The following is a 26,943-nucleotide window of genomic DNA, read 5'->3' as shown; positions in this document are numbered from 1 at the left end:
CTGTGGGGCGGTCCGGTCAGTCGGCGGGGTCTTCCGCGGCCCGCCGGCCGCCGGCGCGCCGGTCGGGCAGGAACACGCCCAGCGCCCAGTGGACCAGCAGCGCGCTGACGAGCCCGACCAGCCAGCCGTAGTCGGCCAGCGGGGCCAGGACCGGGATCAGGCCGTCGGCGGGGAAGGGGCCCGAGCCCTCGGGGGAGTGCGATCCGCCCACGGCGAGCACCGTGCCGATCCCGAACGCCGCGAGGGCGCGCCAGTTCCACCCGTGCGCGTACCAGTACTCCGAGCCGCGCTCGTACAGCGCGGCCAGGTTCATCCTGGTGCGGCGCAGCAGCCAGTAGTCGGCGAGCAGGATGCCCGCCACAGTGCCGAGGACGCCGCCCACGGTGCCGAGCCAGGTGAAGATGTACACGTTCTCGTTCTCCAGCAGCCTCCACGGGAAGATGAGGACGCTGAGGAAGCACGTGATGACCGCTCCGGTGCGGAAGCTGATCAGCCTCGGCCTCAGGTTGGCCAGGTCGTAGGCGGGGCCGACCAGGTTCGCGGCGATGTTGGTGGACACCGTCGCGAGCAGCACGACGAAGACCGCGAAGAGCAGGCCGAGCCCGCTGCCCATCTGCGCGACGATGTCGATCGGGTTCCACAGCGGCTCGCCGTACACGGAGGCGGTGCCCGCCGTGACCATCACGGCCAGCAGGGAGAACAGCGTCATCGTGGTGGGCAGGCCGAGCGTCTGGCCCACGACCTGGGCCCGCTGCGACGCGGAGAACCGGGTGAAGTCGCTGATGTTCAGGGTCAGGGTCGCCCAGTAGCCGATGACGCCCATGAGGGACGGGAAGAACAGCGCCCAGAAGGACGGGCCCCAGTCCAGGGCCTCACCGGAGTCCAGGGAGAGCATCGGGGCGACGCCGCCCGCCTCGACGGCCATCCACGCCAGCAGGGCCAGGCCTCCGACGACCATCAGCGGCGCGGCCCACACCTGGACGCGGCGCACGCCCTCCATGCCCCACAGGATGATCGCGAGCTGGGCCGCCCAGAACAGGCCGAAGGACAGCCACAGGGTCCACGGGTTGCCGCCTACCTGAGCGGCGCCGGTCCACCCGTCGCCGAGCAGGCGACCGACGAGGACGTACACGCCCTGGCCGCCGACCCATGTCTGGATGCCGTACCAGCCGCACGCCACCGCGCCGCGCAGCAGCGCGGGCAGGTTGGCGCCGCGCAGGCCGAAGGAGGCGCGGGCGAACACCGGGAACGGGATGCCGTACTTGGCTCCGGCGTGGCCGGTCAGCACCATCGGCAGCAGCACGACGAGGTTGCCGAGGACGACGGCGAGCATCGCCTGCCGCCAGTCCATGCCGGCCGCGATCAGGCCGCTGGCCAGGGTCCACGCCGGGATGCTGACCGACATGCTCACCCACAGGGCGGTGAAGCTGCCGGTGCCCCAGTCGCGCCGGGAGATCGGGACCGGCTGGAGGTCGGCGTTGACGAAGGGGCTCTCGGGGAGGGCGGAGCCCTCCGCCAGGGACACGCGTCCGTCGGGATGGGTGACGACGGCGGATTCCGGGGACGGCGGGGCTTGGGTCACGGGACACCTGGTTTCGGTGGTGCTGGGTGGGGAGCGGGGTGGGGGAGCGGCGCCGGGTCCACGGGGGCGGAGCCCGGCAGTATGCACGGAAAGTCCGGATTGTGCATAGGCCACCGAATATCCTCGCACGTCACCCGGGGTGCGACGACGTCTCCCCGCGTGCCTCGGGAACCGGGCCCCGCAAGGCGCCGGAACGGCATGCGGGCGCCTGCGCGCGGCCCGGACGGGGTGGCCGGGCCGCGCCCCGGGGACGCCGTCCGCCTCCCCGCGGCCCGCCCGGCCAAGTGCTCCCGGGGCTCAGGAGAGGGCGGGGACCACGTCGCGGCCGTAGGCCTCGACGACCCCGTCCACGTCGTCGTGCATCGCGTAGACCGCGAACTGGTCCACACCGGCGCTCCGCAGCCGTTCGAGCTTGGCGACGTGCTCCTCGACCGGGCCCACCAGGCAGAACCGGTCCACGATCGCGTCCGGGACGAACCGGGTGTCGGGGTTGTCCACCCGGCCGTGGTGGCTGTAGTCGTACCCCTCGCGGGCCCGGATGTAGTCGGTCAGCTCCTGCGGTACGGCGCCGGACTCGCCGTACCGCGCGACCAGGTCGGCGACGTGGTTGCCGACCATCCCGCCGAACCACCGGCACTGCTCGCGCGCGTGCGCCAGCGCCTCCGGGGAGCCGTCGGTCACGTAGGCGGGGGCCGCCACGCACACCTTCACCGACGCGGGGTCGCGCCCGGCGCCGGCCGCGGCCGCCCGCACCGCCGCGACCATCCACTCGGTCAGGTACGGGTCGGCCAGCTGGAGGACGAACCCGTCGGCCCGGCGCCCCGCCAGGTCCAGCGCCTTGGGACCGTAGGCGCCCATCCACACGGGCAGGGAGCCGCCGCGGACCCACGGCAGGCGCATGGGCGTGCCGTCCACCTCCGCCTCCCGGCCCTCGGCCAGGTCCTTGATCGCCCCCATCGCGAGGGAGAGGCGGTCGAGCGTCGCGGGCCTGCGCCCCGCCACCCGCATCGCCGAGTCGCCCCGGCCGATCCCGCACACCGTCCGGTTCCCGAACATGTCGTTCAGGGTGGCGAACAGCGACGCGGTCACCTCCCACGCGCGTGTGCCCGGGTTGGTCACCATCGGTCCCACGACCAGGCGCTCGGTGCGCTCCAGGATGCGGCTGTAGATGACGAACGGCTCCTGCCAGAGCACGACCGAGTCGAAGGTCCACCCGTGGGTGAAGCCGTAGGCCTCGGCGCGCACCATCCGCTCGACCAGCAGGTCGGCGGGCGGGTCGGTCTGGAGGACGAGTCCGAAGTCCATGTCGTGTCCCCTCGGGCGGTCAGATCAGGTACTGGCAGGTGGAGCGGGGCACGTACCGGCCGTGGCCGGCCTCGCCCAGGTAGGCGCCGCCGTCCACGACGACGCGGCCGCGCGAGAGGACCGTGCGCGCCCTCCCGGTGACCCGTCTGCCCTCGTACGCCGAGTAGTCCACGTTCATGTGGTGGGTCGCGGCCGACAGAACATGCTCCGCGCTCGGGTCGTAGACGACGATGTCGGCGTCCGCGCCGGGCGAGATCGTGCCCTTGGACGGGTAGAGGCCGAACATGCGGGCCGGGGTGGCGCAGGCGATCTCGATCCACCTGCGCCGGTCGATGCGGCCCTCCACCACCGCCTGGTGCAGCAGGTCCATCCTGTGCTCCACCCCGGGCATGCCGTTGGGGATCTTGGAGAAGTCGCCGACGCCCAGGTCCTTCTGCCCGCTGAAACAGAACGGGCAGTGGTCGGTGGAGACGACGGACAGGTCGTTCGTGCGCAGGGCCCGCCACAGGTGCTCCTGGTGCTCCCGCGGGCGCAGCGGCGTGGAGCACACGTACTTGGCGCCCTCGAAGCCCGGCTCGGCCAGGTTGTCGGTGGACAGGAACAGGTACTGCGGGCAGGTCTCCCCGAACACGTTGAGGCCCATGTCGCGGGCCCGGACCAGTTCCTCCACGGCCTCCCGGGCGGACACGTGCACCACGTACAGGGGCGATCCGGCGACGCGGGCGAGCTGGACGGCGCGGTGGGTGGCCTCCGACTCCAGCAGGGCCTTGCGCACCTCCCCGTGGTGGCGGGGGTCGGTCCTGCCCTCGGCGAGGGCCTGCTCGACCAGCACGTCGATGGCGATGCCGTTCTCGGCGTGCACCATGGTCAGCGCGCCGTTGGACGCGCCGCGCTGCATGGCGCGGAGGATCTGGCCGTCGTCGCTGTAGAACACGCCGGGATAGGCCATGAACAGCTTGAACGAGGTCACGCCCTCGTCCACCAGGGCGTCCGTCTCCCTCAGGGAGGACTCGTCGACGTCGGACAGGATCGCGTGGAAGGCGTAGTCGATCGCACACCTCCCCTCGGCCTTGGCCATCCACTCGTCCACCCCGGCGCGTACGGACCGCCCCCGGCCCTGGACGGCGAAGTCGACGATGGTGGTGGTTCCGCCCCAGGCGGCGGCGCGGGTGCCCGTCTCGAAGGTGTCGGCCGAGTAGGTGCCGCCGAAGGGCATCTCCATGTGGGTGTGGCCGTCGACCCCGCCCGGGACCACGTAGTGGCCGGCGGCGTCGACGGTGCGGGCTCCGCTCTCGGCCCAGGAGCGTGCGGTTTCGCTGCCGCGCAGGGCGAGGGCGGCGATCCGCTCCCCCTCGACGAGGACGTCGGCCTCCACCTCCTCGGAGGCGGTGACGACCAGGCCGCCGCTGATGACGGTGCGTTCCACGGCTCTCCTCCCCCTCTCAGCCCTCGACCAGCGGACCGTAGGCGTCCGGGCGGCGGTCCCGGTAGAACGCCCACTGCTGCCGGACCCGGTCGACCAGGTCGAGGTCGAGGTCGCGGACGACCAGCTCCGGCGAGGTGTCCGAGGCGACATCGCCGACGAACTGCCCGCGCGGGTCGACGAAGTAGCTGGTTCCGTAGAAGTCGTTGTCGCCGTACTCCTCCACGCCCACGCGGTTGATGGCGGCGACGAAGTACGCGTTGGCCACCGCGGCGGCCGGCTGTTCGAGCTTCCACAGGTGGCCGGAGAGGCCGCGGCTGGTCGCGGACGGGTTGTACACCAGCTGCGCCCCGGCCAGGCCGAGCGCCCGCCATCCCTCCGGGAAGTGGCGGTCGTAGCAGATGTAGACCCCGACGCGGCCGACGGCGGTGTCGAACACGGGCCAGCCGAGGTTGCCGGGGCGGAAGTAGTACTTCTCCCAGAAGCCCTCGACCTGCGGGATGTGGTGCTTGCGGTACTTGCCGAGGTAGGAGCCGTCCGCGTCGACGACGGCGGCGGTGTTGTAGTAGAAGCCGGGCTTCTCGACCTCGAAGACCGGCAGGACCATCACGGTGCCCAGCTCCCGGGCCAGGGCCGCGAACCGGGTGACGGTGGGGCCGTCGGGGACGGGCTCCGCCCAGCGGTGGTGCTCCGCCTCCTGCACCTGGCAGAAGTAGGGCGCGTTGAACACCTCCTGGAAACCGATGATCCGGGCGCCCTGCGCCGCCGCGTCGCGCGCGTACTCCTCGTGGGCCGCGAGCACGGACTCGGTGTCGCCCGTCCATTCCGTCTGGACGAGCGCGGCGCGGACGTTGTGCGGCATGGTTCCCTCGCTCCTCGGCTGGTGGGCCCGCGTACTCCCTGCTCGCGCCGGTGGTCGTGCGGTGGGCGCGGCGGGCGGTGCGCGTGAGAGTCGCACCTTAGAGAAGAGGGGAACGGGGGGTCAACGTTCGACATCCCCGTTCATGTGATAAGTCGGTGTTTCCGTTTTTCTCATCGTGCACAACAGGGGCGTAATGGCATTTCCGGGTGAAAACAATTCGGAGGAAAACACAGGTTTCGCGCCGTTTTCCCGAGAAATTTCAGGGAACCGCACATGTCCCCGGCGGACACGGCGAGGGGCCGCCGGAAGGGATTCCGACGGCCCCGTTCACGCTCGGCCCCGTGTCCGGGGGGAGGGTGCGGGTCAGGGACTGAGCTCGACCTCGATCTCGTCCCCGCCGTACGTCTCCGAGCTCAGCCCGATGTGGGTGATGTCGGCGGCCGCGGGCACGTCGAAGACGATGCTCAGGCTCACCGGGGTGCCGTCGCTGGGCAGGTCGCTCCACATGGAGTCGCCGAGCGTGCCGGTGGCGTCGTAGTCCTCCTCGAACTGCTCGCCGGAGGACGTGTACAGGTGCTGCTCGTCGCGCCAGAACGTGTCGGTGCCGGCGTAGGCCACGTCGAGGTGCACGATGACGTACTCGCCGTCGGCGGTGTAACCGCCGACCTCGTCGGTGACCTCGGTGCCGGTGATCGTGTAGAGGATGCCGTTGTGCTCGACGGTCTCGCCGGTACCGCCGCCGGACTCGCCACCGCCGCCGGACTCGCCCGAGCCCTCGCTGGGGCTCTCGGTCGTGACCGTCGTGGAGGTGCCGCCCGACTCGTCCCTGTCGTTGAAGACGAAGGCGATGAGCACCACGAGGATGACGCCGATGACGAACAGGCCGCCGCAGCCCAGGCCGACCCACAGCCACGGGGAGCTCTTCTTCGGCCCCTGCGGGCCGGGGCCGTAGGGGGGCTGGGGGCCGCCGGGGCCGTAGGGCCCGCCCGGTCCGCCGGGGTGGCCGTACGGGCCTCCGCCGGGAGGGCCGTAGGGGTCGCCGCCGGGGGGACCGTACGGGTCGCCGCCGGGAGGGCCGTAGGGTCCGGACGGGTCACCGCCGGGGGGACCGTAGGGGTCACCCCCGGGAGGGCCGTAGGGCCCGGAGGGGTAGCCGTCGGACGGGCCGCCGGGGCCGTAGGGCCCACCCGGCGGGGGAGGGCCCATGGGCGGCTGGCCACCGGTCGGAGGTCCCTGGTACGGGCCGTTCGGGGGAGGAGGCTGACTCATGGAGGTCCTGGCTTTCTGCTGCGGGCGGGTCGGGAGGCGGCCGGGCCGTCTTGCCCGTGCTGAGTGTGACGCCGGCCGGAGGCCGACAGTTCCAGACGCGTTCGACTGCCTACTGTGGGGGCATGGCACGACTTCTCATCGTTCACCACACGGTCTCACCCGCCACCCGGGAGATGTTGGGGGCCGTGCTCGACGGTGCCCGCGACGACGATATCGAAGGGGTGGAGGTGCGGTCGAAGGCGGCACTGTCCGCGACCGTCAGCGACCTGCTCGGGGCCGACGCGCTGGTCCTGGGGACCCCGGCCAACATCGGCTACATGTCCGGCGCGCTCAAGCACTTCTTCGACACGGTGTTCTACCCGGCCCAGGGGGAGACCGAGGGGCTGCCCTACTCCCTCTACGTGCACGGGGACAACGACACCGCCGGAGCCGTCCGCGCGGTGGAGTCCATCGCGAAGGGCATCGGATGGGAGCGCCACCGGCCCCCGGTCACCGTCCACGGCAGCCCCGACGCCGCCGCCCGCGAGGCATGCTGGGAGCTGGGCGCCGTCACCGCCCTCGCCGCCCAGGAGAGGGGCTGACCCGGGGACCGGCCGCGTCCTTCCGCACGCGGGGCCGGGCCGTCCCACGCCCGGACCGGACATGCGACGGCCGGCGGCCCGACCGGAACGCCGGACGCCCGTCCCGGCTCCTGTCGGAAAAGGGGCGGTAAGTCTGGGTAAGGGGTTGGCCTGCGCGGGGACCGGGGCGGCGTGGCGACCCCGTGGAAGCCCGCCCCCCGGGACAGGATGGACCCGGTCGCGGGCCGACGTGCGAACGTCCGGTTCGGCGTCCGCCCCCGCACAGACCCACCGCGTGGCCGCCCACTGGCCCACAGTTCCAGGCCGCGCGGTGTCCACTCCACGGGAGGGCGCGCCGGGGCCGCCCCGGCCCCGCGCCCCCCCCGGGGGGCGTCAGTAACCGCGCCAGGCGCCCTGGTGGTAGGCCATCACCCGGGGGTGCATCAGGGTCGACTCCTCGGCGTCGCTCCCGCGCCGGTCCCTCGGGAAGACCTGCGCCGCGTCCAGCAGCGGCTCGTCCAGGAACCGCAGCGGGGGCGCGTCGTCCGGCACGTCCAGCTCGGGCGCCGGCCCCACGGCCGCCAGGTAGAACCCCCAGTTCCCGAAACTCGGCACGTCCACGTTGTACGGGGTGGTCGAGAACCCCGCCGCCTCCAGCGAGCGGTCCACGCTCCAGAAGGCGTCGGGCGCGAAGAACGGCGAACCCGCCTGCACCACCAGGCGGCCGTCGTCGGCGAGGGCGTGCCGCAGGAGCGAGTAGAACTCCACCGAGTACAGCTTCGACGTGGAGGTGTCGTCGCCGTCCGGCAGGTCGGCGACGACCACGTCGAAGCCCTCCCCGTTCTCCCGCAGCCACTGGAAGGCGTCGGTGTTGACCACCTCCACCCTCGGGTCCTCGAACGAGTCCCCGTTCAGCTCCGTGATCACCGGGTCCGTGGACGCCAGCTCGATCACCGCCGGGTCCAGGTCCACCAGCGTCACCGAGGACACGTCGTCGTAGGCCAGGACCTCCCGCAGGGCGAGGCCGTCCCCGCCCCCCAGGACCAGCACGTTCCCGTGCGGGCCGTCCATCGCGGGGTGGATCAGCGACTCGTGGTAGCGGTACTCGTCCAGGGTCGAGAACTGGAGGCTCCCGTTGAGGAACATGCGCACGTCCTCGCCGTCCAGGGAGCGCGTGAGCACGATCTCCTGGTACTCGGAGCGCTCCGCGTGCACGATCGGGTCCCGGTACAGCGCCTGGCGGGCGTCCACCTCGAACCGGTCGGCGTACACGTAGGCCAGGCCGAGCACCGCGATGATGGCGGCCAGGCCCAGGCCCAGCCCCGCGTAGGCGCGCCGGGTCAGCTCCGAGCGGAACAGCCAGAGCACCACCGCGACGCCCACCACCGCGTTCAGCGCCCCCACCACCAGCGCGCCCCGGGGCAGGCCCAGCAGGGGCAGCAGCAGGAACGGGAAGGCCAGCCCGCCGATCAGCCCGCCCACGTAGTCGGCCGCGAACAGGTCCGCGACCGCCTCCGAGGCCTCCTGCCTGCGGATCCTCTGGATCAGCGTCATCAGCAGGGGGATCTCCATGCCGATGAGCAGGCCGATGACGAACGACAGCACCACCAGGGCGGGCTGGTAGGCGGAGAACCAGGCGAAGGCCCCGTACAGCAGGAGCACCGACAGGCCGCCGACCAGGGAGAGCAGGCCCTCGATCACCGCGAACGACACCGCGGGACTGGCCTGGAAGCGCTTGGACAGCAGCGACCCCACGCCCATGGCGAACACCATCACGGACAGCACCACGGAGGCCTGGGTGATGGTGTTTCCCAGCAGGTAGCTGCCGATGGCGACGAGCGCCAGCTCGTACACCAGGCCGCAGGCCGCGCAGATGAACACCGCCAGCAGTACCAGGAACCTGGCGGCCCTGGCGGGGACCGGGAGTCCTGGCCGGGCGCGGGTCGTGTTCTCAGTCAACGCGGATGCCTTCGTGTGGTGGTGCGGGCGGGGCGGTGGCCGGGGTCAGGGGCCCTGCGCTCCCGGGGGCGTCAGGTGAGGGCGGCGGCCACGACGAGCGCGATCGACACGTGCGCGGTGGCGCTCACCCAGGTGGCCGGGTGCGGCTCGTCGTTGCTGATGATCTGGGCGATCTTGGCCGGGATGATGAGGTCGATCAGCAGGAACGACAGGGCCATGACGCCCAGGCCGATCACACCGTAGACCGCGGCCGAGAGCAGGCCGGCGCCCAGGCCCATCTCCGAGTCGCTGGACAGGATCGCCGACGTGACGATGATGGCCGAGCCCAGCGTGTTCGCGGACACGAGCAGCACGGCGTTGCGGTTGCGGTTCTCCCAGATCAGCTGGTGCAGCTTGCCGGGGGTGAGCAGGTCGGTGATCAGGTAGCCCGCCACGAGGATGGCGATGCCCACACCGCCGTAGGCGAGGGCTGCGAGGGAGTTGAAGAGGATCTCGTTCATGGTCCTGTCCGTGTAGGGGGTGACGTCGTCGGGTTGTCGGTCGCGGGGCTCCCGGGGGCGCGGGGACTACTTGCCGAAGCTGCTGCCGCCGCCGCGGTAGCTGCTGCCGCTGCCGTTGTCGTTCCGGTAGTTGTTGCTGCCGCTGTTGTAGCTGCTGCTGTTGTCGTTCCGGTAGCCGCCGCCGGTTCCGCCGAAGAAGAAGAAACCGCCGCCACCGCCGGAGCCCGACGAGGACCCCTCGCAGTCGTCGTCGTCATAGCCCTCCACGGCGACGACGTCGTCGTCGGGGCAGTAGTTGTTGCTGTTGTTGTTGCAGGCGCTCAGCAGGATGAGGATCAGGAGGATGACGCCGACGACGACGACCACCGTGATGATCTTGTTCCTGTTCTCGTGGGTTTCCTCGTGTGCGTTCATGGTGCGGATCTCTCCGGACTGGGGGGAGTGGTCATCGTCGAGGTGGTCGTCACCAGTTCGCCTGTCTGCGGATAGGCGTGCCAGGTGCGCCAGCCGAGGGGAGAACCGCCGAGAGGGGTCAGGTGCAGGGCGGTGATCGCCAGGGGGTCGCCGGGAAAGGCGACGAGGAGTCCGCCGGGGGAATCGGCCACCTCGCGGTGGAGCCGTTCCACGCGGTCGGCCAGTTCGTCGCGCGCGAGGGACTCCACGAGGGAGTCGAAACGGTAGCCGCCCCGGTCCGGGCGTTCCGCGCGTCCGGGGAGCCCGCCCGGCAGGCCGGGCAGGCAGGCGACCGTCTCCACCAGGGCTCCTCCGCCGGAATCCGGCGCGACGACGACCTGGTGCGAGGCCCCCAGCACGCGCAGTTCGACCCGGGCGCCCGCCACCCGGAGGGAGCGGGAGGCCAGCGGCTCGGTCGGCGGATGCCCCAGGGTCCAGACCAGGTCGTCCGCGCCGGTGTCGACGAAGGGGGCGCTGATGCTCGCGCGCACGTGCGGATCAGCTCCCGGGGTAGATGGTGAACGTGCCGGGGGCGACCTTGGTGCCGGTGCTGGCCTCCCAGCCGCCGTGGTCGAACCGCTCGAACGACAGGAGCCTGCCGTCCGAGGACTCGTAGTCGGCGTAGTCGAGGCCGCCCTGCGCCTTGAGGCCTGTGGTGCCCTCGGAGCGGTAGGAGCCGCTGCCCTTCTCCTGGAGGCGGTAGGTGACGCCCTCCAGTTCGATGGTCTTGCTGTGCGGGGTCAGATCCAGGTCCGGGCGTCCGGACCACAGGGCGAGCTCCACGTCCGGATCCTCCTCGACCGAGAGCCAGCGCTTGCCGCCCTCGACCTCCAGGAAGTGCTCGGACCAGACGTAGCCGCCCTCGGACAGGCGCAGGGTGCCGCGGATCCACGTCCGCTCGGCGCCCCAGTCGATCATGTCGCCGGCCTTGATGGAGCGGGGGTCCCCGGCGGCGCTGTCGCCCTGGTCGGCGAAGGGGTCCCGGGGCGCCGCGGGCGGCGGGGGCGCCGCCTGCCGCTGTTTGGAGCGCTGGAGGTAGATCAGGACGCCGGCCACGGCGGCGACGATGAGGAGGATGAACAGCAGAACGAGTTCGACGGACAAGGTTCCTCGTTTCGCGGTGGAGCGGGGTGCGGGGGCGGGTTGTCGGTTGTGCCCCGGCCGCGTCGTTCCCCGGGCGGGGCAATCCTACTGACGGGTCGGACGCCGCACAGGGGGCGCCGGTTCCTTCCGAGACCGGATCGCGACAGGTCACGACGGTGCGTGGTCGGTCCGGGACGGCGCCGGCCGCCCGCGGGGCGGGCCGCCGGGACCGGACGGCCCGTCAGGCGCGGGGGTCGCCGGTCTCCGCGGGGAGCGAGTCGTCCCCGCCCCACCGGCTCCAGGATCCCGGGTACAGGCGGGCGCCGGCGTACCCCGCGTGTTCGAGGGCCAGCAGGTCGTGGCATGCGGTGACCCCCGAACCGCAGTACGCGGTGATGGTCCTGGCGGAGTCGGCGCCCAGGGAGGCGAAGCGCTCGCGCAGGACCTCCGGTGCGGCGAGGAGGCCGTCGCCGTCCAGGTTCGCCGTCCACTCGGCGCTGCGGGCGCCCGGTACGTGCCCGGGGCGGGCGTCCACCGGCGCGGGCCGCTCGCCGGTGAAGCGGGCGTAGGCGCGGGCGTCGACGAGCAGGTCGCCGGGTTCACCGGTCTCCGCCAGGACGGTGTCGGTGTCCACCACCAGTTCGGAGGGCCAGGGCCGCGCCGTCCGGTGCACGGGCAAAGATACGGTCTCCCCCTCCTCCAGGCCGCCGGTCCACGTCCGCATGCCTCCGTCGAGGAACGCGGCAGGGGTTCCCAGGGCGCGGAGCATCCACACCAGGCGGGCGGCCACGGAGCCCCCGGCGTCGTCGTAGGCGACCACCCGGGCGGAGTCCCCGACGCCGAGGCGGCCCAGCGCCTCGGCGAAGTCCTCGGGCGAGGGCAGCGGGTGGCGGCCGACCCCGGGGCCCGCCGGGGCGGCGAGGTCGGTGTCCACGTCGGCGAAGACGGCGCCGGGCAGGTGCCCGGCGCGGTAGGCGTCACGGCCGGAACGGCCGTCGAGGTACCAGCGGGAGTCGACGAGGACCACCTGGTCGCGGTGCTCGCGGAGCCAGTCGGCCGACACGGCCACCGGGAGGGACGAGGGTTCTGACATGGGCGACAGCCTAACCGGCCACCGCCCGCCGCACACGGAACCGGGTCCCCGTCCCGGGGGCGGGACCGGCCTGGTCAGTCCCGGTCCATGCGGTGCACCCGCAGGACCCACCACAGCCCCAGGGCCGGCAGCACGAGCGGGATGAACAGGTAGCCGCTGCCGAAGCCGGACCACACGGTGTCCTCGGGGAAGACGGACGGCCAGAACACGCTCGCCGTCCCCACCACGAGGACGCCCGCCATCTCGACGGCGCACGAGACCAGGGCGACCCGGCGCGAGGTCCGCCCCGCACGGGCCAGGCCCACCGCCGCCACCAGGTAGACGGTCCCGGCGAACAGCGACAGCGCGTAGGCAGCCGGCGCCTCGTCGAACCGCGTGGCCAGCTGGTAGCTCCCGCGGGCGGTCGCGGCCAGCGCGAACACCCCGTACACGGCGACGAGGAGCCGGCCGGGGCCGGTGCGCAGGGTCTTGGCCGCGGTGGGCGCGGACGTCTCAGGCAACGGGGCTCCAGAGCTGTTCCAGGCGGACGAACAGGACGGGCAGGATCAGGCACGCGAAGGCGATCACCGCGGGGCCCCACTTGCTCCGCTCCATGAAGCCCCACACGGCGCACGCGGGCGGCAGCAGCGCCACCGTCGCCAGGTAGGACACGTACATCGCCGTCTCGGCGGGGCGGTCGCCGCCGACCATGGCGGCCACGGAGGCGCCCACCTGTCCGAGCACGAGCAGCCACAGGACGCCCATGCCGACCAGGTGGGGGACCACCATCGGCCGGTCGCGGAAGGTCGAGACGAGGCACCAGCCGGCCATCGCCAGCGACACCATCTGAATCGTCATGGTCAGCCAGTCGACCACGCCGCCTCCGCTCGCACTCCGCCGCGTCCGCCCATGTCAGCGGTCCGCACACCACACCTGTCTACGACACAGCGTAGTACAGCGCAACCCCCGGCTTAACCCAGGGCCGATTATGCGCCTGACCTGCGAAGACTCTTCGGCGAGGCAAACTCGTCCATGAGCACGACGGTCGTCGGCAGCACTATTGCCGCACGACGCCCGTCCTTCACCGCAGGAGTAGTACGTGCCAGAAAAGACACCGGCGAGCCCGCTCCTGACCCTCGGAAAGTCGTGGGAGCGGGCCCTACGGTCCGGGACCGCCACGAAGAAGCAGCGGAAGTCCGCGTCGCCGTACACGATTCGTAACTACCTCAAGACCCTGCGCCTGCTCGACACCCATCTCGAAGGGGTCGGCCGCCCCCGGACGCTGAAGAAGATCACCGCCGAGGACATCACCGGCTGGCTCGACGCCCCCGCCCCGGGTGCCGATCGCTGACCACATCCGGCCGTCTCCCGCGCAACAGGCGCCCCGTGGTCGGTCCGGGGGCTACGGTTCTCCCAACAGCCGCGCACTCCCGCTCAGGGCTCGGTACCCCCGCGGCCCCCGCTCGCCGCTCTGCCCCCACAGACTCGGAGCTCCCCCATGTCCTACGGACCCTATGGACAGTCCGTTCCCCCGCCCCAGCCCCCGAAGCAGGGGATGTCCACCGGAGCGAAGATCGGCCTCGGCTGCGGCGGCTGCGCCGGCGTCCTGCTGATCCTCCTCCTCATGGCCGGCTGCGTCGCCGCCGTCACCTCGGACACCGAGGCAGACGCCCCGCCGCCCGCCGTGAGCGCCACCACCGAGGAGGCCGACGAGGCCTCGGAGGCGGAACCCGCCGAGGAGGAGCCCGCCGAGGAGACCGGCGTGACGATGACGGCCACCCACGCCGGCACCGTCGGCGACACCATCGACAGCACGACCTACACCGCGATCGACGTCGAGGTCGTCAACGACTCGGACGAGCCCGTCGACGTGAACCCGATCAACTTCACGGCCGTCCTCTCCGACGGCACCGTCGTGAGCGACTGGGCCGACACGATCTTCGCCGACATCGACCCCATCGACGCCGTCACCCTCCAGCCCGGCCAGCGGGCCTCCGGGCAGATCGCCCTCGTCGGCGAGGTCGACGTGGCCACCGTCGAGATGGGGGACATCCTCGGCCTGGGCGACCCGGTCGTCGCCGAGGTCGGGTAGGACCCGTACGGGCCCCTGTCGCGCACGCGACCGGGGCCCGTACGCCTCCGACCGGGGCGACCGCCCCCGCCCGGACGGGCGGGGACGCCAGGTCCGCAGCCCGGGCGCTCCCGCGCCGGCACGGTCAGGCCCGGGCCCCCGGCACGAAGCGCGCCCTGACGGAGCGGACCCCGACGCCCACGTACCCGCCCCGGAACCGGGGGTCGGCGGCCGCGGCCACGACCCCGGAGGCGTCCAGGCGGCTGACGCCCACGTGCGTGGGGGAGACCTCGATGCGCAGAGGCACGTACGCCGGGTCCGTCGCGGACACGGGCACGGCCGGACCCGTCGCTGTCGCGATGCGGACCCCGGCGCCGTCGGCCGCCGCGTAGAGGTCGAGCGTCCCGTTCGGCCGCAGCAGGACGTTGTAGCAGTCGACGCGGCCGTGGTCGTCGTCGTGGTAGCCCACGTCCGACCCCATGCAGAACTGGACCTGCGCGGACCGGGTGGCGCTCGTCGCCTCCAGGAGGGCGACCCGCACGTCCCACGTCCACGACTCCGGCGGCGCCTCGTGGCTGAGCGAGCCGAGCACGGCAGCGGTGTAGTTCCCCGGCACCCCCGCCTCCATCCGCGCGGGCGCCAGCTCCAGGGCCGAGCCGGTGAGCACGCCCGTGACCGGGTTCACCGGTGAGGGCAGGTGGCCGTGCGGCCAGGTGCCCAGGGCGTACAGGTCCGGGCCCGGCGCGCGTCCGGCCAGGTAGAGGGGGTCGTCGGTGACGATCCCGGCCGCACCGGCCGCGAGCGCGGCGTCCCGCTCGCTGCGCCGGTTGATCGTGTAGACGAGGGGGCGCAGCCCGGCGTCGGCCGCTGCCGCGATGCGTTCGGGCGGGGCGTCCTTGCGCATCCCGTAGTAGTCGAAGCCCTGGTCGGCGAGCTCGCGGGGGTCGCTGCCGCCGGCGGTCTCGATGTACCCGGCCGGGAGCCCGGCGGCGACGGCGCGCAGCCCGGGACGCCGCTGGAACGACTGGACGATCACCGAGCCGGCCAGGTCCCAGCGGAACACGTGGTCCACGACGGCGTCGCCGACGGCGTCGAGCCGGGCCCCGGCCGGGGCGGGCGGGTACTTGGCCTCGATCAGCCAGGCGACCGGGGCACGGGCGAAGCGGGCGAACACCTCGTTGAGGGTGACGGTGGGCACGTCCGGCCACCCGGTCAGCCCGAGCCGGGACGCCGACCGGACGGGCCACCTCTTCACCGCCGTGGCGGTCAGCCCGGCCACGGGCAGGGCGACGCCGTGCGTCCGGCGCAGGGTCGTGTCGTGGCACAGGACCAGCGACCCGTCGGCGGCGAGGTGGACGTCGACCTCGATCAGGTCCGACCCGGCGTCGATCGCCGCCGCCACGGCCTCCAGGGTGTTCTCGGGGGCGGTCGACCGGGCGCCGCGGTGGGCGACGGCCAGCGGCCAGGACAGGTGGTCGATCAGCACGGGCGTCTCCTCAGGGGGTGGGGACCGCGAACAACCTACGACGCGCGCCCCCGCGGCGGGGCGCACGGGCGGAGGGCGGGGCGCCTTCCCCGCAGCCCACGACGCCCGCGGCGCGACCGGCCGCCGGGCACGGCGGACCGCGGAGCGGACCCGGGGCCGGACCGGCGGGCCCCAGGAGCGGGGCGCGGCAGTGGAGAACCTCACAGGGGCGGGCGGCATCGAACACCGTGCCGCACCGTGTCCGCCACCGGGGTCCGGCCGGATACGTCCGGGGCGCCGGGGCTCCCGCCCGCGTCCGTGTCCGGAACCGGACGGGCCGGGCAGGGGAGCAGCGCGAACGCGATGCGGTCATGTCGGATATTGTCCTCGCAGCCGCACGTGTTCACCCGACGGTGCACGGTGTAGGCGGCGCTTCCCCTTCCACCGCATCGTGCACGAGAGCCGGAGTACCCCCGTGTCCTATCCCCAGTACCCCTCGGGCCCTCAGCAGCCGCCCTACGGCGGCCAGCCTCCCTACGGAGGCCCCACCGGCGGCCAACCTCCCTACGGAGACCCCTCCGGGGGTCAGCCCCCCTACGGAGGCCCCACCGGGGGTCAGCCCCCCTACGGCGGGCCCCCCGGCGGTCAGCCGCCCTACGGTGGCCAGCCGCCCTACGACATGCCCCCCGGCGGCCAGCCCCCCTACGGCGAGCCGCCCAAGAAGGGCATGTCCACCGGCGCCAAGGTCGGCATCGGGGTCGGCGGCTGCCTCGGCGTGGTGATCATCGCCATCGTGCTCATCGTCATCGTCGCCTCCCTGTCGGGGGGTGACGAACCGGTCACGCAGCCCACCACGTCCTCCTCCCCGGAGGAGTCGACGGGCGAGACCGAGTCCCAGCCGACCGAGGAGGAGGCTCCCGTCGAGCAGGGCGGCATCACCGCCAGCGCCACGCAGAGCGGCACCGCCGGCGACGTCATCGACGACACCACCTACACCGTGGTGGACGTCGAGATCACCAACGACTCGTCCGAGGCCCTGGACGTCAACCCGATCTACTTCACCTTCGTGCTGGACGACGGCACGGAGCGCTCCGACTGGGCCGAGACGATCTTCGCCGACATCACCCAGATGGAAGCCGTGTCCGTCGCTCCCGGGGACAGCATCTCCGGGCAGCTCGCCACGGTGGGCGAGGTGACCGTCACCGAGCTCCGGTTCGACCCGAGCTTCGGGATGGAGGAGCCGATCGTCATCCCGGTCGGCTGACCCGACCGGACGAACGGCGGAACGCCCCGGACGCGCCCGAGCGCGGCCGGGGCGTTCCCGTGTCCCGGTGCTCCGGGACGGGCGCCGAGGGGGCGTCGGGGACGGTCCCTCGCCCGCCGGGAACCGTACGGGACCGGAAAGACCGGGCCGGGGCCGATCCGGCGCCGGCGGCGGTCACGGACGCCTCTCCCCACGGACCGGCGCGGCCCGGAGCCGCAGGCCTCCGGGCCGCGCCCGGCCCCGGGGGAGTCCACGGGCTACTTGGGCCAGTAGAAGACCTCGGCGGTGGCCGACGTGACCTGCGCGCTCGCGTCCCCGAACTGCGCGACCCGCACCCGCACACGCCTGCCCTTGGCGAGATTGCCCTTCCAGGCGTAGGTGAAGTGCCCGTTCCCCGCAGCCTGCACCGGACTCTCGATGGGACGGTTGCGGGCCACCTTCCAGCCGCCGCTGCCGTCGGACTCGTACTCCGTGGCACGCAGCTGCACCTCGGTCCCCGAGGCCAGCCCCTGGAGGGTGACGCCCACGGAGAGGTCGTAGAGCGCCCCGTCCGGCTCGTCCGGTCCCACGAGGGCGTACAGGTCGCCCCGGTGGCCGTCGTGTCGGCGGTCGAACTTGAGGCTGGCCCACGTGCCGGGTGTCAGCTCCTGTGCGTCGTCCTTCTCGAACCTGCGATGTCTGGGCACGTCATCTCCCTCGGTTTCGTCGGGCTTCTTGGCGAAGGTTCCGTCCTTGACGAGCTTGTAGGCCCTGTCCCCGGGACACGAGGTGGAGATGAAGTCGCGGTGGCCGAGCACCTTGCCGGAGATGGAGGTGTCCGGTTCCATCAGCCACTGGCGCAGCTGGCGGACGGCGTTGATCTGCTCGGGTGTGATGGCGTCCTTCGGGCCCGTGGCCAGGGTCACCGAGTAGTGGGAGGTGTTGCCCCCGGGCTGCGCGGCCTGGGCACGGTACAGACCGCGGCCTTCCAGGACATATCCGTGCGCACACGCCATGAACGAGTTCCCGGTGAAGTACACCGTGCCCGCCCGTCGGGCGAGCCAGGTACCGTTCGGCGTGGTCGGGCACCAGATGCGACCGTCGTAGGGTTCCTTCGTGATGGAGAAGGCCGACTTCCGTGTTTGCGCGGCCTTGGGCGCGAAGTGGGTCTTGCGCCTCAGTTCGACCTTCCACATGTCGTACTTCGTCGACGGCGTCGGCGGGCGCCTTCGCAACGACGTCGCATATCCCGCCAGGATCACGGCGAACTGGAAGGCCTCCGCCGCCTCCCGGCTCTTCTGGCTGAGGGCCTGTACGTCGACGGTTCGGCTGTTGTGTCCGTCGGCCAGCAGGGAGGCCTCGATGAACAGGCCGAGCTGAGCCCGTGTGAGGGACCGGAGAAATCCGTATCCGGGAACACGTCCGGGCGCGTGGTCGAGAAGCACCCGACCCGCGTCCACCGAGAGATGGAACTCCACGAGGTGCCGGTTGACTGCTTCCCGCCACCGGGGGACCCCGTCCGCAGCAGTCCCGGAGCGGGGGAAGCCGTCACACGCGGGGCCGAAGAGGGCATGCAGCGCTCCCCTGATCCTGGCCACGTTCTCCGGGTTCTTCTGCTCGGACTGGTAGATGACCACGCCCGTGCTGGGAACGCGGCTCCGGCTCTGCGGCGTGATGTGCCCTTCGGTCCAGAACCACGCCACCAGTTCCACCAGGGCGTCCGACCACTTGGGCTCGGTCGGGAGAGTGACGCACGGAGCGGACAGGGGGATGCGGTCCGCGTACTTCAGGGTCCCGGTGGTCGCCCAGACGCGTTCGCGTCCCTGCTGCGTGCGCTCCGCACGCCCTGTCGCCGCCCATCGACCACCGGCCGACTTCTGGCGTTGCGTCCCTGTGCGGCGATAGAACCGCTCAACAGGCCACCGGTGCTGGGCTGTGGTCAGGGAGGAGTGGCTGTGCCCCTCCATCCTGATCAGCTCGCGCGGTACCGCGGGGAAGACGTTCAGCGCCAGCAGCGGCTGCCACTGGGACATGCCCGTCTCATGGTCGAGGGTGAGGACCACATCGCCTTCGGCGATCTCGTGGAATGTCTTCCAGCCCTCTTCTGTGAAGATCTCCGTCTTTTCGTCGACGCAGTATCCGATGTCGGCCCACCCGCGTGAGGGGCCGGTGTGGAACTTGCGGGTGTTGCGCCAGTAGGTGACACACGCCTCGTGCTTCTTGTCGGCGAGGCCCTGGTCGGCGCTGTCGTAGTGGATGACCAGTCCGGATCGGGGGTTGGCCCTCTCGGCGGGGGAGGATCCCCAGCCGAGGTCGGACCGGGACACGTACTTGCTCGGTCGAGGCATACACCCCATTGTTGCAAGCCGACACTCCGAAGGGTAGTGAAACGATGACATCGGGTTGAAATCGGCCTACCTGGAACGCCAGGTGTGGCGCTGTCCGCCCCACGGGCCCCACCTGCGACACGATGGTGGCCGATCGACCCCTCTGGAGGTAGCCGGTGCACTCAGCACACACCGTCAGCGTCGTCCGCGAAGCCGAGCGCGCGCTCATGGCGCGCGTTCCCGAGGGGGCCCTGATGCGCCGGGCCGCGGCCGGGCTCGCGGCCGAGTGCGCCGGGCTCCTGCCCCGGGTCTACGGGGCGGGGGTGGTGCTCCTGGTCGGCGGCGGCGACAACGGGGGCGACGCCCTGTACGCGGGCGCGCTCCTCGCCTCGCGGGGCGCGTCGGTGCGCGCGCTGGCGGCCGGGCGGACCGTCCACGAGGGCGGCGCCGACGCCCTGCGCGCCGCGGGCGGGCGGATCCTGCCGTTCGCGGGCGGCGCGGCCGAGGAGGCCGCCCTGTTCGACGCCGACCTGGTCGTCGACGGGCTCGTCGGCATCGGCGGGCGCGGCGGACTGCGCGAGCCGCACGCCGCCCTGGCGGTGCTCGCCTCGAACGCCCCCGCCCGGGTGGTCGCCGTCGACGTGCCCAGCGGGGTGGACGCGGACACGGGGGAGGTGGCCGGGCCCGCGGTCCGGGCGGACACCACCGTCACGTTCGGCACCCACAAGCCGGGCCTGTTCGTCGACCCCGGGGCGGAGCGGGCGGGCCGCGTCCGGCTGGTGGACATCGGGCTGGGGCCGGAGCTGCCCGGCCCCGCGCTGGTCCGTCCACAGGCTGTGGACATCGCCGCGCTCCTCCCGGCCCCCGGCGCGGAGCAGGACAAGTACCGGCGGGGCGTCCTCGGCGTCCGCGCCGGCTCCGACCCCTACCGGGGCGCGGCGGTCCTGTGCGTGGGCGGCGCGCTGCGCACCGGCGTCGGGATGGTCCGCTTCGGCGGGGGGAGGGGCGTGGCCGACCAGGTGATCGGCCGCTGGCCGGAGGCCGTCGCCGACCTCCGCGACCCGCAGAGCAGCACCGACCTGTCCCCGGGCCGGGTGGCCGCCGTGGTCATCGGCCCCGGGCGCGGCACCCACCCGGCCAACGCCGACGAGCTCAGGGCGGTCCTGGACAGCGAGGTCCCGGTGCTGGTCGACGCGGACGGGCTGACCCTGCTCACCGGGGGCGGGGGCGGTCCGCTCTCCGCGCTGCTCCGCGAACGGGCGCCGCAGACGCTCCTGACCCCGCACGCGGGCGAGCTCTCACGGCTGCTCGACGTGGACCGGGCCGACGTGGAGGCCCGCCGCCTGGAGCACGCGGCGCGCGCCGCCGACCGGTTCGGTTGCACGGTCCTTCTCAAGGGCTCCACCACCGTGATCGCGCACCCGGGCGCCCCCGCGGTCGCCAACCCGACGGGGACGCCGCTGCTGGCCACCGCGGGGACCGGTGACGTGCTGTCGGGGGCGGTCGGCGCGCTCATGGCGTCCGGACTGCCCGCGCGCGAGGCCGCGACGTGCGGCGCCTACCTGCACGGACGCGCCGCCTCGCTGGCCCGCGGCGGTGCGCCGATCAGCGCGTCCGACCTGCTGGACGCGCTGCCGCTCGCGGTGGCCGAGGTCACCCGGGGCCGCGCCGTGTGACGGGGCCCGCCGGGGCGGCCGGGTCGGCCCGGCCGCCCCGGCTGGTCAGCCGTCCGCCGAGCGGGCGGCGTCGAGGCCGCGCTGCACGATGTCGGTGATGAAGTAGTCGCCGGGGTCGCGTTCGTCGCGCAGCCGGTGCACGAGGGAGTCGTCCACCCACAGGTGCTCGGTGTGCTTGTCGGGCTCCAGCCGCGGCGCCGACAGGTCGCCCTCGACCCGCACCAGGTAGTCGACCTCGTGCCGGGTGACGCCGTCGCCGGGGTCCCAGTCGAGCCGGTACAGCTCCGCGAGCACGCCGACGAGCCGCCAGCCGGTCTCCTCCTCGACCTCGCGGGCCAGGCCCTCGAGCATGGTCTCGCCCTGCTCGACGTGTCCGCCGACGATGTCCCAGCAGTGCGGGAACACCTTGCGGGTCGCGGACCGGCGCTGCGCGAAGACGCGTCCCCGGCCGTCGGCGATGACCGCGCCCGCCACGTGGGTCCTCCCGTCGGCGGTGTCGGGGAACTCGATCCCCGGGGCCACCGCCACGCCCTGCCCGGCCGTCGGCCCCGACCCGCCGGTGTCCGTGCCCCGTCCGTCGGCGCCCGCGCCGCCGCCACCGCTCATGCGTCCTCCTCCTGGTCCGCCGGCGACAAGCCTACGTCGCGGTTGCGGCGCGGCAGGCGCAGGGTGAGGAGCCTGGCCCGCGGCGCCAGTTCCCCGGCGAGCTCGAAGACCGCCTCGGTGCGGGTGCGGTCCTCGTCCAGGACGGAGAACAGGTTGACCCCCAGGTAGAACGTGATCGCCCCGTAGGCGACCTCGCGCGCGGGCAGCAGCCTTCCGAGGGCCGATCCGCCCAGGACGCGGTTCCACTCGTGCTCGATGAACGCGATCCACGGCTCCGCGCGGTCGCGGATCTCCGTGCGGAGCTCGGGCTTGGTGACGGCGGCGGCCACGAGTTCGGAGAACTCGGTGATGTAGCCGCGTTCGAGGTCGGTGCGGTAGATGAGCAGGGCCGCCTCCACGAGCTCCTCCAGGCTCTTCGCGCGCCCGGCGATCTCCCGGTACATGGCCATGCGCTCGGCGCTCGACCGGTCCAGCGCCGCGAGCAGCAGCTGGTCGACCCCGCCGAAGTGGTAGAAGACCAGCGCCGAGTTGGCCTCGGCGCGCGTGGCGATGGCGCGGGCGGACGCCCCGGAGTACCCCTCCTCCCGCAGCACCGCGCAGGCCGCGCCGAGCAGCCTCTCCTTGGTCTCCTCGCTGGTCCGCCGTCCGCCGCCGCTCCTGGCCATGGTCCTCCTCGCGTAGCCCCCTTGCCGGTCGGGGTGTGTTCATCATACGGTTTAATCAAGTGATTAAACCAAGTGCTTTAACCGCTTGATGAAGGGTGCCCCCATGTCCCGAAGCGACGAGCCCGAACCCTTTCCGGCCCACGTCCCCACCCGCGCCCGCTGGACGCTCGCCGCGCTCCTGCTCGCGGCCTTCGCCGGCCTGCTGGCCCTGCGGGCCAACCACTGGGGAGGCCTCGACCAGACGGCGCTGTTCTACGTGGGCCTCCCCGCGGTGATCGCCCTGATCGTCGTGTTCACCGTGCGGGCGCGGAGCGCCACGGGCATCGCGATGGCCGTCACCACCGTCGGCCTCGCGCTGGCGGCGGCCCTGCTCGGCGAGGGCACGGTGTGCCTGGTCATCGCCGCGCCCCTGCTCTACGGCATCGCCGCACTCGTGGCCTGGACGGCGGAGGCCTTCCGGGCCGGCGGCAGGGGCGGACGCCACGCCCTGCTGGGCGTACCGGTCCTCTTCGTCCTCGCCCTGGAGGGCGTCGCCGGGACGAGCCTCCTCCCCCGGGCGGACCAGGGCGAGGGGTCGGTGCTGATCGACGCGGAACCGGAGCGGGTCGCCGCCGCGCTGGCCGCCCCGCCCGGCTACGCGGTCCCCGACGCCCTCTTCCTGCGCGCCGTGCCCTTCCCCCACCCCGTCCGGGCGGCCGGGGAGGGCCTGGACCCCGGGGACGCCCGCGTCGTCGACTTCACCCCGAGGCGCACCCTCCGGATCGGCTCCGAACCCACCCCCCGCGACATGGAGCTGGAGGTCGCGGAGAGCGAGTGGGACGGCGACGGCGGCCGCGTGGTCTTCGACGTGGTCCGGGACACGGCGTTCGCGAACTGGATGGACATGCGCCGGGCGGAGGCCGTCTGGGAGAGGGAGGGCGGCGGCACCCGCCTCACCTGGACCGTCGAGTACGAGCGCACCTACGAGCCCTCCTGGTACTTCGGGCCGATCCAGTCGTACACGACCGACCTGGCCGCCGAGTACCTCGCGACGACCTTCCGGGACGCGGTCGCGGGGGCCGGGGAGTGACGGCCGCGGAGGTTCCCGCGGCCCTGGTCCGGGGCGTCGGACTGTTCGTCCCGCTGCTGCTCCTGGCCGCTTTGTGCGCGTGGCGCGCGCCCCGGCCGCGCGAGGTCGCGTCGATGATCGTCGCGGGGGCGTGGGCCCTGCTCACCCTCGTCCCGCTCAACCTGTACGCGGTGCACGCGGGCTGGTGGACCTTCCACGCCGAGGGCGCCGTGTGGCGCGGGATGCCCGTCGACCTGCTGATCGCCTGGGCGGTCCTGTGGGGCGCCCTGCCCGCGCTGATGCTCCGCTTCCTCCCGGTCCCCCTGCTCACCGGCCTGCTCGTGTGGGTCGACGTGATCGTCATGCCGCTCGCCGAACCCGTGGTGGTCCTCGGGCCCCTCTGGCTCCTCGGCGAGTTCGCGGGGTCGGCGCTGTGCCTGATCCCCGCGCTGATGCTGGCCCACTGGACCCGGCGCGGGCAGCTGGTCCGGGCCCGGACGTGGGCGCAGGCCGTCCTGGCCTTCGGGCTCATGGTGGGCCTGCCGCTGTACGCGCTGGACGCCGTCCCCGGCCCGGGGGAGGCGCTGCTCGGCGCCCAGGTCCTCGCGGCGGCGTGCCTGCCGGGCCTGGCCGCGGCCCGCGAGTTCGCGCAGGTGGGCCGCGGCACCCCGCTGCCCTACGACCCGCCGTCGCGCCTGGTCGCCAGCGGCCCCTACGCCTACGTGCGCAACCCCATGCAGGCCGCCATTGCCGCCGTCTACCTGGTGCTCGTGCCGGTGACGGGGGACCTGCGACTGCTGGTCGGCGCCCTGGTCGCGTTCGCCTACGGAGCGGGGTTCGCGTCCTGGCACGAGGGCGGGCAGCTGCGCCGGGCCTTCGGGAGCGACTGGGAGGACTACCGCGAGGGCGTGCGACCCTGGCTGCCCCGGTGGCGGCCGTGGCCCGGCCGGACCCCGGGGACCCTCTACGTGGCGGCCGACTGCTCCATGTGCACCGGCCTCGGCGGCTGGATCGCGGCCCGGGCGCCCGTGTCCCTGGAACTGCGCCCGGCGGCGGAGCACCCCGAGGTCCTGTACCGCCTCACCTACGAGACGCCCGACGGGCTCCGCCGGAGCGGGGTGGCGGCGCTGGCGCGTGCCCTGGACCACCTCCACCTGGGGTGGGCGTTCGCCGGGTGGGCCCTCGACCTGCCCCTCCTCCGCCACGTCGGGCAGCTGTGCGCCGACGCCTTCGGCGCCGGGCCCCGTGCGTCCCGCGACGTCCGCGGCGCACCGGGCGCACGGCCGAGGGAGGGCCTCCCCTCCGGCGGCGGACGGTGACGGCAGGCGCCCGGAGGCCCCCGGGCCCGGCGGCGCCACCGCGCACTACCGGTCGGGCGGCGGCCCCGGGCGCCGGGGGAGGCGCGGCGCGGGCCCGCCGCATGACATCACGGCCACAATGCCGCAGAGCGCCTCTTCCGCCGCCGCCCCGCGCCGTTATGCTCGGTCGGGCCGTTCCGTCCGCCAAGGGGCGGGACCGGCCCCCGTATCCGCCCCCCGCACGGCACGAGGACGTCGATGGAAGAACAGGCCATGCTCGCGCGGGACCTCGTCCTTCGTGTCTGTGCCGGAGCGACCGAGCTCGACCCCCAGTGGATCAGGGTCGACGGCAAGGTCACCACGCCCTTCCTCGTGCCCCGGGACCGCAACCTCATCCGCGCGATCGTCTCGGCGGGGCGCGCCATGGGCGTCGACCGGCTCCTGGTGTGCCGGACCCGGCCCGAGTTCTCGTACGACCCCGTCACCGAGGTCCCCCTCGACACCGACACCCTCATCGACCTCATCCGGGGCTGGGGGCCCACCCCCACCGACTTCCTCGTCTGCGTCGAGGACTTCTCCGCCGCCGTCCTGGTCACCGCCGACGAGCTCACGGTCGCGGCCGGGCCCGCCGACTTCGTCCGCGAACTCGTCGGCGCCGACATCCCCCAGGCGCGCGTCCACTTCGGCAACAGGGCCCGCGTCGAGGGCGGGCCCGTCCTCACCCGCGCCGCCCTGCTCTACAACTGCGCCGACACCGGCGCCAGGCACGCCAGGAGCCCGCGCGGTCCCGGACCCGACCTGCCCGAACGCCTCGCCCGCCGGGGCGACCGCCTCCGGGAGCGCTCGCCGCGCGCCGTCGGCGCGCTGCGCGCCCTGCGCGGGGCCTGGGGGTGGCTGGCGGTCGTCGCACTGCTGGTCGCGCCCCTGTTCGTCCCCAGCCTCGACACGGCCCTCCCCGCACTGGCCGCGGCCTTCGTGCTGCTGTTCCAGCTGGCCTGGCCCGCGCGGTCGCGCACCGTCTCCTTCGCGACCCTGCTGCGGGTGGCCGCCCTCGGCGCGCTCCTGCTGTGGCCGCTCGCCCTCGCCGAGGCGGCCGTCGTCGGGCTCCTGGGCGTCGACCCGTACGGGGTCGTCGGCTACACCTATGTCGCGGTGGCCGTGGAGGAGGCCGGCAAGCTCGCGCCGCTCCTCCTCCTCGGCCTGGTGGCCCGGCGGCGGACGCGCCGCCTGGCCGCCGTCGACTTCCTGCTGCTGGCCGCGGCGTCCGGCGCCGGCTTCCAGCTCGCCGAGCACCTGCTCACCGGTGTCTCCACCGGGGGCGGCGACCGGCCCGGCGGCGGGGGGTTCCTCCTGCCGGGCGGGAGCACCGTCACCGACGCCTCCGGCGCGGTCCTCGCGGTCTTCTCCGGCCACGCCGTCACCACCGGCCTGGTCGGGGCGGCCCTCGGGCTCGCCGTCGTCGGCCGCCGCTACGGCGCGTGGCTGTGGCTGCTGCCGCCGGTCGCGTTCACCGCGGCGTTCCTGGAGCACCTCAACCTGAACGCCGTGCTGGCCAACGCGGCCCTCCACCCGGTGTCCGGTTTCGTGCACGGCCTGCTCGGCGGCGGGGTCCTCACCCCGTGGCTGCTGGTCGTCCTCCTCCTGTGCGCCGTGGCGATGGACTACCGGACGATCGGCACCGCGGCCGAGTCGACGCCGCCGCTGCCCGGCCGCCCCCCGCTGGCCGGGCTGCGCCGCAGGGCCCGCGGCAGGTCCGTGGCGATGAGGGTGCGCGTCCCCGCGGACATCGCGCCGCTGTTCCGGAGGCTGGCGCTGTCCTGGGTGGACCTGCCGGTCACGCTCGCCACGACGCTGTCCACGATCGTCCACGAGTTCGCGGTGTCCGCCATCGCCGCGCGGCGCGGCCCCGGGGCCCTCTGCGACACGTGGCGGTTCCTCCGCCGGCGCCGGGCGAACGCCATGGCGGAGGCCCGGTCCGCCGGCCGCCCCTGGCGGAGCCACCCCTCGCAGGAGGAGCTCACCCGGCAGGCGCGCTCACTGGCCCGGCGGCTGGGCCTGGCCGCCACCGGCGGTGTCACGGCGGCGACCGCCTCGTTCGCCGCCGCCGCGGTGTACGCCGCCGCGGCCCCCGGGGCGTCCGGGCCGGGCGGAGCCGCGGACCCGGACGCGCCGGCCTACGCGTTCGTGGCACTGGACCGGCTCCAGCTGTGGCTGGGCGGTCTGACGGGGGCGGAGACCGCGTGGGCCGCGCTCGTGCTGGTCGCGGCGCTCTCCCTGCTGGTCTCCGGCAACGGGGTCCCGCACGCTCACCCGCGCATGCGCGAGTTCCTGCGGGCGCCGACGGCGAACACGGGCGCGATCCTGGGCATGCTCGCCCCGGGCCAGGTCGGCTACGCGCTCCTCGGGCTGGCGGGGCTGCTCCTGCCCCGTCGGGTGGACCGCCTCCTGGTCCGCTGAACGCCCCCCGAAGAGCACT

The 26,943-nt window shown here is 73.5% G+C and carries 25 protein-coding genes; 8 read left to right on the top strand and 17 right to left on the bottom strand.

Annotated elements, in window-relative coordinates:
* Window positions 1-16: 16 nt before the first annotated feature.
* The 5 genes from ACFQBR_RS12890 to ACFQBR_RS12870 all read right to left on the bottom strand — a co-directional run bounded on the left by ACFQBR_RS12890 (window position 17) and on the right by ACFQBR_RS12870 (window position 6,441).
* Entirely contained in the window at window positions 17-1,582 is a 1,566-nt protein-coding gene (locus tag ACFQBR_RS12890; protein WP_267946655.1) for an NCS1 family nucleobase:cation symporter-1, read from the bottom strand.
* Window positions 1,583-1,879: 297 nt separating this feature from the next.
* Window positions 1,880-2,887 carry a TIGR03842 family LLM class F420-dependent oxidoreductase gene (locus ACFQBR_RS12885; RefSeq protein WP_267946654.1) on the bottom strand — a complete coding sequence of 336 codons (1,008 nt, stop codon included), beginning with the start codon at window positions 2,885-2,887 and terminating at the stop codon, window positions 1,880-1,882.
* A gap of 19 nt (window positions 2,888-2,906) precedes the next feature.
* Window positions 2,907-4,313: a dihydropyrimidinase gene (gene hydA, locus ACFQBR_RS12880; protein ID WP_344183188.1), complete on the bottom strand. Its 1,407-nt coding sequence runs from the start codon at window positions 4,311-4,313 to the stop codon at window positions 2,907-2,909.
* A 16-nt stretch (window positions 4,314-4,329) separates the two neighbouring features.
* The gene (locus tag ACFQBR_RS12875) at window positions 4,330-5,172 is read right to left on the bottom strand and encodes a nitrilase-related carbon-nitrogen hydrolase (RefSeq protein ID WP_267946652.1); all 843 of its coding nucleotides are present in this window, start codon (window positions 5,170-5,172) and stop codon (window positions 4,330-4,332) included.
* 363 nt (window positions 5,173-5,535) lie between these two features.
* Entirely contained in the window at window positions 5,536-6,441 is a 906-nt protein-coding gene (locus ACFQBR_RS12870; RefSeq protein ID WP_344183190.1) for a DUF4352 domain-containing protein, read from the bottom strand.
* A 122-nt stretch (window positions 6,442-6,563) separates the two neighbouring features.
* Between ACFQBR_RS12870 and ACFQBR_RS12865 the strand changes: the two genes are divergently transcribed.
* Complete coding sequence (locus ACFQBR_RS12865) at window positions 6,564-7,022, top strand: flavodoxin family protein (RefSeq protein WP_267946650.1); 459 nt, start codon at window positions 6,564-6,566, stop codon at window positions 7,020-7,022.
* Window positions 7,023-7,394: 372 nt separating this feature from the next.
* On the opposite strand, the gene ACFQBR_RS12860 is transcribed toward ACFQBR_RS12865, so the two are convergent.
* From ACFQBR_RS12860 to ACFQBR_RS12825, 8 genes are all read right to left on the bottom strand, one after another.
* The gene (locus ACFQBR_RS12860; RefSeq protein ID WP_344183192.1) at window positions 7,395-8,960 is read right to left on the bottom strand and encodes a polyamine aminopropyltransferase; all 1,566 of its coding nucleotides are present in this window, start codon (window positions 8,958-8,960) and stop codon (window positions 7,395-7,397) included.
* Between the two features lie 71 nt (window positions 8,961-9,031).
* On the bottom strand, window positions 9,032-9,460 hold the full coding sequence (locus ACFQBR_RS12855) for a DUF350 domain-containing protein (protein WP_267946648.1): 429 nt from the start codon (window positions 9,458-9,460) through the stop codon (window positions 9,032-9,034).
* A gap of 66 nt (window positions 9,461-9,526) precedes the next feature.
* On the bottom strand, window positions 9,527-9,874 hold the full coding sequence (locus ACFQBR_RS12850; protein WP_267946647.1) for a hypothetical protein: 348 nt from the start codon (window positions 9,872-9,874) through the stop codon (window positions 9,527-9,529).
* The gene (locus tag ACFQBR_RS12845; RefSeq protein ID WP_267946646.1) at window positions 9,871-10,404 is read right to left on the bottom strand and encodes a DUF2617 family protein; all 534 of its coding nucleotides are present in this window, start codon (window positions 10,402-10,404) and stop codon (window positions 9,871-9,873) included. The genes ACFQBR_RS12850 and ACFQBR_RS12845 overlap by 4 nt, the downstream gene beginning before the upstream one ends.
* A 7-nt stretch (window positions 10,405-10,411) precedes the next feature.
* Window positions 10,412-11,017, bottom strand: a complete 606-nt coding sequence (locus ACFQBR_RS12840) for a DUF4178 domain-containing protein (RefSeq protein ID WP_267946645.1) — start codon at window positions 11,015-11,017, stop codon at window positions 10,412-10,414.
* 220 nt (window positions 11,018-11,237) lie between these two features.
* Window positions 11,238-12,089 carry a sulfurtransferase gene (locus ACFQBR_RS12835; RefSeq protein WP_344183195.1) on the bottom strand — a complete coding sequence of 284 codons (852 nt, stop codon included), beginning with the start codon at window positions 12,087-12,089 and terminating at the stop codon, window positions 11,238-11,240.
* A 74-nt stretch (window positions 12,090-12,163) separates the two neighbouring features.
* On the bottom strand, window positions 12,164-12,589 hold the full coding sequence (locus ACFQBR_RS12830; protein WP_344183197.1) for a hypothetical protein: 426 nt from the start codon (window positions 12,587-12,589) through the stop codon (window positions 12,164-12,166).
* Window positions 12,582-12,944: a hypothetical protein gene (locus ACFQBR_RS12825; protein ID WP_267946642.1), complete on the bottom strand. Its 363-nt coding sequence runs from the start codon at window positions 12,942-12,944 to the stop codon at window positions 12,582-12,584. The genes ACFQBR_RS12830 and ACFQBR_RS12825 overlap by 8 nt, the downstream gene beginning before the upstream one ends.
* A gap of 223 nt (window positions 12,945-13,167) precedes the next feature.
* On the opposite strand from ACFQBR_RS12825, the gene ACFQBR_RS12820 reads away from it, so the two are divergent.
* Together ACFQBR_RS12820 and ACFQBR_RS12815 are read left to right on the top strand one after the other, a co-directional pair.
* The gene (locus ACFQBR_RS12820; protein WP_344183199.1) at window positions 13,168-13,419 is read left to right on the top strand and encodes a site-specific integrase; all 252 of its coding nucleotides are present in this window, start codon (window positions 13,168-13,170) and stop codon (window positions 13,417-13,419) included.
* Between the two features lie 204 nt (window positions 13,420-13,623).
* Window positions 13,624-14,160, top strand: a complete 537-nt coding sequence (locus tag ACFQBR_RS12815) for a DUF4352 domain-containing protein (protein WP_267946641.1) — start codon at window positions 13,624-13,626, stop codon at window positions 14,158-14,160.
* Between the two features lie 124 nt (window positions 14,161-14,284).
* Here ACFQBR_RS12815 and ACFQBR_RS12810 read toward each other — a convergent pair whose 3' ends face one another.
* A complete protein-coding gene (locus ACFQBR_RS12810) occupies window positions 14,285-15,625 on the bottom strand; it encodes a glycerophosphodiester phosphodiesterase (RefSeq protein ID WP_344183201.1) in 1,341 nt (446 codons plus the stop codon).
* A 454-nt stretch (window positions 15,626-16,079) separates the two neighbouring features.
* Between ACFQBR_RS12810 and ACFQBR_RS12805 the strand changes: the two genes are divergently transcribed.
* Window positions 16,080-16,868 carry a DUF4352 domain-containing protein gene (locus tag ACFQBR_RS12805; RefSeq protein ID WP_352983898.1) on the top strand — a complete coding sequence of 263 codons (789 nt, stop codon included), beginning with the start codon at window positions 16,080-16,082 and terminating at the stop codon, window positions 16,866-16,868.
* A 257-nt stretch (window positions 16,869-17,125) separates the two neighbouring features.
* Here ACFQBR_RS12805 and ACFQBR_RS12800 read toward each other — a convergent pair whose 3' ends face one another.
* Entirely contained in the window at window positions 17,126-19,195 is a 2,070-nt protein-coding gene (locus ACFQBR_RS12800; RefSeq protein WP_344183205.1) for a hypothetical protein, read from the bottom strand.
* Window positions 19,196-19,350: 155 nt separating this feature from the next.
* On the opposite strand from ACFQBR_RS12800, the gene ACFQBR_RS12795 reads away from it, so the two are divergent.
* A complete protein-coding gene (locus ACFQBR_RS12795) occupies window positions 19,351-20,850 on the top strand; it encodes an NAD(P)H-hydrate dehydratase (protein ID WP_352983903.1) in 1,500 nt (499 codons plus the stop codon).
* 45 nt (window positions 20,851-20,895) lie between these two features.
* Here ACFQBR_RS12795 and ACFQBR_RS12790 read toward each other — a convergent pair whose 3' ends face one another.
* On the bottom strand, window positions 20,896-21,456 hold the full coding sequence (locus ACFQBR_RS12790; protein ID WP_344183209.1) for an NUDIX domain-containing protein: 561 nt from the start codon (window positions 21,454-21,456) through the stop codon (window positions 20,896-20,898).
* Window positions 21,453-22,121 (bottom strand): TetR/AcrR family transcriptional regulator, encoded by a 669-nt coding sequence (locus ACFQBR_RS12785; RefSeq protein WP_344183211.1) that lies wholly within the window; start codon window positions 22,119-22,121, stop codon window positions 21,453-21,455. Before ACFQBR_RS12785 ends, ACFQBR_RS12790 begins: the two co-directional genes overlap by 4 nt.
* 103 nt (window positions 22,122-22,224) lie before the next feature.
* On the opposite strand from ACFQBR_RS12785, the gene ACFQBR_RS12780 reads away from it, so the two are divergent.
* The 3 genes from ACFQBR_RS12780 to ACFQBR_RS12770 all read left to right on the top strand — a co-directional run bounded on the left by ACFQBR_RS12780 (window position 22,225) and on the right by ACFQBR_RS12770 (window position 26,924).
* Window positions 22,225-23,190: a hypothetical protein gene (locus ACFQBR_RS12780; RefSeq protein WP_344183213.1), complete on the top strand. Its 966-nt coding sequence runs from the start codon at window positions 22,225-22,227 to the stop codon at window positions 23,188-23,190.
* Window positions 23,187-24,488, top strand: coding sequence for a methyltransferase family protein (locus ACFQBR_RS12775; RefSeq protein WP_344183215.1), 1,302 nt, complete (start codon window positions 23,187-23,189; stop codon window positions 24,486-24,488). Before ACFQBR_RS12780 ends, ACFQBR_RS12775 begins: the two co-directional genes overlap by 4 nt.
* A gap of 237 nt (window positions 24,489-24,725) precedes the next feature.
* Window positions 24,726-26,924: a PrsW family intramembrane metalloprotease gene (locus ACFQBR_RS12770; protein WP_344183217.1), complete on the top strand. Its 2,199-nt coding sequence runs from the start codon at window positions 24,726-24,728 to the stop codon at window positions 26,922-26,924.
* Window positions 26,925-26,943: the final 19 nt, after the last annotated feature.

The sequence above is a fragment of the Nocardiopsis tropica genome (assembly GCF_042660575.1).
GTDB classification, from domain to species: Bacteria; Actinomycetota; Actinomycetes; order Streptosporangiales; family Streptosporangiaceae; genus Nocardiopsis; species Nocardiopsis tropica.
This window is presented reverse-complemented; position numbering and strand designations above follow the sequence as displayed.